Origin of the sequence: Sphingomonas sanguinis (genome assembly GCF_001476905.1) — a bacterium.
In the GTDB taxonomy this organism is placed as follows: Bacteria; Pseudomonadota; Alphaproteobacteria; order Sphingomonadales; family Sphingomonadaceae; genus Sphingomonas; species Sphingomonas sanguinis_B.
Genome location: NZ_LDTE01000189.1, coordinates 1 through 3693, shown reverse-complemented (window position 1 = coordinate 3693; position 3693 = coordinate 1). Strand labels below are relative to the sequence as shown.

3 protein-coding genes are annotated in these 3693 nt (G+C 69.9%); all 3 read left to right on the top strand.

The window, feature by feature from the left end; genetic code table 11:
* Positions 1–73: 73 nt before the first annotated feature.
* Genes SB4_RS18465 through treF form a run of 3 tightly spaced genes read left to right on the top strand, consistent with a single transcriptional unit; the run spans position 74 to position 3659 of the window.
* Positions 74–742, top strand: coding sequence for a response regulator (locus SB4_RS18465; protein ID WP_058718341.1), 669 nt, complete (start codon positions 74–76; stop codon positions 740–742).
* Entirely contained in the window at positions 739–2106 is a 1368-nt protein-coding gene (locus SB4_RS18460; protein ID WP_338112959.1) for a sensor histidine kinase, read from the top strand. Before SB4_RS18465 ends, SB4_RS18460 begins: the two co-directional genes overlap by 4 nt.
* On the top strand, positions 2103–3659 hold the full coding sequence (gene treF, locus SB4_RS18455) for an alpha,alpha-trehalase TreF (RefSeq protein ID WP_058753723.1): 1557 nt from the start codon (positions 2103–2105) through the stop codon (positions 3657–3659). Before SB4_RS18460 ends, treF begins: the two co-directional genes overlap by 4 nt.
* Positions 3660–3693 lie beyond the last annotated feature (34 nt).

The window sequence follows — 3693 nt, the reverse complement described above, 5'->3', positions numbered from 1 at the left end:
CTGAACCGCGCGGTTCAGATTGGGTTTAGGCTATGCGACGATAGCGGGACGATAAGGGGATAACGGATACGTCATGCGGATTCTGCTGGTCGAGGATGATCCCGCACTGGGTCCCGCCATCGCGCGGGCTTTGCGGGCCGAGCAATGCGCGGTCGACCTGTTCGACCGCGGGGTGGACGCGGGCCATGCGGGCGATACCGAAATCTATGATGCGGCCGTGCTCGACCTGGGCCTGCCCGATGGCGATGGCATGACCCTGCTCCGCCAGTGGCGCGAGGCCGGGCGGGCCTTGCCCGTGCTCATCCTGACCGCACGCGACGGCTGGTCGGACAAGGTGGCCGGGTTCAAGGCAGGGGCCGACGATTATCTGACCAAGCCCTTCCGCGTCGAGGAGCTGGTCATGCGCCTTCGCGCCCTCGTGCGCCGCGCGGCGGGCCATGCCCAGCCCCGCCTGACCTGCGGGCCTTTGTCCTTCGACAGCCAGACCGGGCAGTTCGAGCTGGACGGCCTGCCGCTGAAGCTCACCGCGTTCGAGTGGCGCGTCCTGTCCGCGCTGATGCTGCGCAAGGAAGCGGTGATCCCCCGGCTGGAACTGCTCGAGCGCGTTTATGAGGGCGATGCGGATGTCGATTCCAACAGCCTGGAGGTGATCGTCGGACGCCTGCGCAAGAAGATCGGTGCCGATTTGATCGAGACAGTGCGGGGCATGGGCTATCGCCTGACCGCCGGAGAGGCCGCGTGAGACTTCCCCGGTCCATTCATGGCCGGATGATCCTGATCTCGGGCGTAGCGATCCTGGCGGCGCTTTTGCTCGCGGGCTGGGCTCTGGCGAGTGCGCTGGAGGGCATCGTAACGCGCGGGCTCGACCAGCGTCTCGATTCCGAAATCGCCGTTCTGGCCGCCGCCGTCGATCCGCAGGGTCGGGTCGACCGCGACCGTATCGCCACGCGGCGCGGGCTGCTCGAGCCCGAACCGGGCTGGCGCTGGCGGATCGCAGGACCCGATGGCGTGATCGGATCGGGCGACTTCCCCCCGCTGGCCGCACCGCATCCGCCGGGCCCCGCACCGATCGCAGGCGGTCCCCCGCCTGCCCCGCCGCCGCCGGGCGGCGTGGACCAGCCTCACCCGGCCGATGGCCGAACCGAGCAGGGTGTGCGCGTCCATGCGCGGCAGATTGCCATCCCCTCGTCGCGCGGCCCCGTGACGATCAGCGCCGCCGCCCCCCGCGCGGTGGTCGCCCGTCCGATCCGCGCCGCCCTGGTCCCGCTGCTCGCGATGCTGGCGGGTCTGGGCGTGCTACTGGCGGCGGCGAGCCTGCTCCAGCTGCGCCTCGGCCTGCGACCCTTGCATCGGCTGCGCGACGAAGTGGCCGCGATCAGGACCGGCGAGCGCGCCCGCGTCGACGAGGATCAGCCAGCCGAGCTCCAGCCGCTCGCCGCCGAGCTGAACGCGCTGGCCGCCGATAGCGAACGTGCGCTGGCAACCGCCCGCGCTTCCGCCGCGAATCTGGCCCATGCGCTGAAGACCCCGGTCGCCACGCTGGCGCTCGACCTGGCGGGCGATCCGCCCCGCGCCGCGCAGGTCGCGCGGATCGATGAGACCATCCGCCACCACCTCGCCCGCGCGCGGGTGCAGGCCGGGACGGTGCGTGCGGTCACCGCGCTGGCCCCGGCGATCGGCGACCTGACGGCGGCGATTGCCCGGCTTCATGCCGATCGCGGCATTTCTCTGACTGCAGAGATTCCGGGTGACCTGTCGGTCGCGATGGACGCACAGGACCTAGACGAAGTAGCGGGCAACCTGATCGACAACGCCGCCCGCCACGCCCGTGCGGCGGTGCGCGTCCACGCCCGGGCGGAGGATCGCCATATCCGCCTGACCGTCACCGATGACGGCCCCGGCATCGCCGAAGCGGATCGCATACGCGCGACGGAGGCGGGCACGCGGCTGGACGAGCGGGGCGACGGCCATGGCTTCGGCCTTGCCATCGCGCGCGAACTCGCCGAGCTTCATGGCGGTCGGCTGATCCTCGACCAAGCCCAGGGCGGGGGCCTGTCCGCCACGGTGCTGCTGCCTCGCGCCGCGCCCATCGACCGGAGAGCATGATGACCCGCCGCCTGATCCTTGTCCCCATGCTCGCGCTGCTGCTCCAGGCGCAGGCCATGCCGCCCTCCCCGGCCGATATTTACGGCCCCTTGTTCAGTGCGGTGCAGGCGGCGCAGGTCTTTCCCGACGGCAAGACCTTTGCCGATGCGGTGCCGCGCGAGGCGCCACAGGCGATCATGGCCGCCTATGCCCGCGAAAAGCCACAGGACAAGGCCGCGCTGGCCGCCTTTGTCCGTCGCTATTTCTCGGTACGGGGCGATACGCAGGCCCGCGCACCCTTGCGCGACCGTATTCGCGAGCTCTGGCCGATCCTGGGCCGCGCGCCCTTCGCGCCTGTGGCGGGATCGTCGGCGCTGGGGCTCGACCATGGTTATGTCGTACCCGGCGACCGGTTCCAGGAGATTTATTACTGGGACAGCTATTTCACGATGCTGGGCCTGAAAGCGGACGGCCAAGCCCCGCTGATCGAGGCGATGCTGGCCGATTTCGTCGATCTGGTCGAGCGGTACGGCCATGTCCCCAACGGTACGCGCACCTATTATCTCAGCCGCTCGCAACCGCCCTTCCTGGCGCTGATGATGGACCTGTCGGACAATCGCGATCCCGTACTGGCGAAGCGGCGGCTGGCGGCGCTGGTCCGCGAGCATGAGTATTGGATGGCAGGGTCGAACTGCCTGGATGCGAGCGGGGCGTGCCAGCATGTCGTCCGCATGCCCGATGGCAGCCTGCTGAACCGCTATTGGGACGCGCGCGACACGCCCCGCGACGAAAGCTGGCGCGAGGATCGCGAGACCGCGGCGAAGGCCGCACCGCGTGCGCCCGCCATCGTCCAGCGCGACCTGCGTGCGGCGGCGGAGTCGGGCTGGGACTTCAGCTCGCGCTGGCTGGCCGACCCGATGCGACTGGAGACGATCCATACCACCGACATCGTGCCGGTCGATCTCAACAGCCTGTTATGGGTGAACGAAAGCCGGATCGCCGCGCGGGCCAAGGCTTTGGGCGACGAAGCGCTGGCACGGCGCTTTGCCGAGTTGGCCGCACGGCGAAAGGCCGCGATCGACCGCTATCTGTGGGTGGCGGGGGATAAGCGGTTCGCCGATTGGGACCGGTCCGCCCGGCGGCCGACGAACAGCCGCACCGCCGTGTCGCTATTCCCGCTCTTCGCCGGACATGCCAGCGCCGAACAGGCCCGTGCGGTCGCGGCGACGACGCGCGCGACGCTGGTCGGCGAGGGCGGGCTGCGCACCACCAATATCCGCACCGGCCAGCAATGGGATGCCCCCAATGGCTGGGCCCCGCTGCAATGGGTCGCGGTGGAGGGGTTGGGGCGCTACGGCGAACAGGCGCTGGCCAAGGACATCGCCCGCCGCTGGATCACCACCGTCGCGCGCACCTATGCCGAGACGGGCAAGCTGCTGGAGAAATACGATGTCGAAGAGCGCAAGCCCGGCGGCGGCGGGGAGTATCCGACCCAGGACGGCTTTGGCTGGACCAACGGCGTGACGGCAGCAATGCTCGACCGGTGGCCGGATTTGGGCTCCAACGACCGATGATCTTCTACACCCCCTCCCGCAGGCGGGAGGGGGA

Coding starts and splice junctions, on each gene's coding strand:
- treF (WP_058753723.1), top strand. CDS start 2,103: ATGATGACCCGCCGCCTGATCCTTGTCCCCATGCTCGCGCTGCTGCTC.
- SB4_RS18465 (WP_058718341.1), top strand. CDS start 74: ATGCGGATTCTGCTGGTCGAGGATGATCCCGCACTGGGTCCCGCCATC.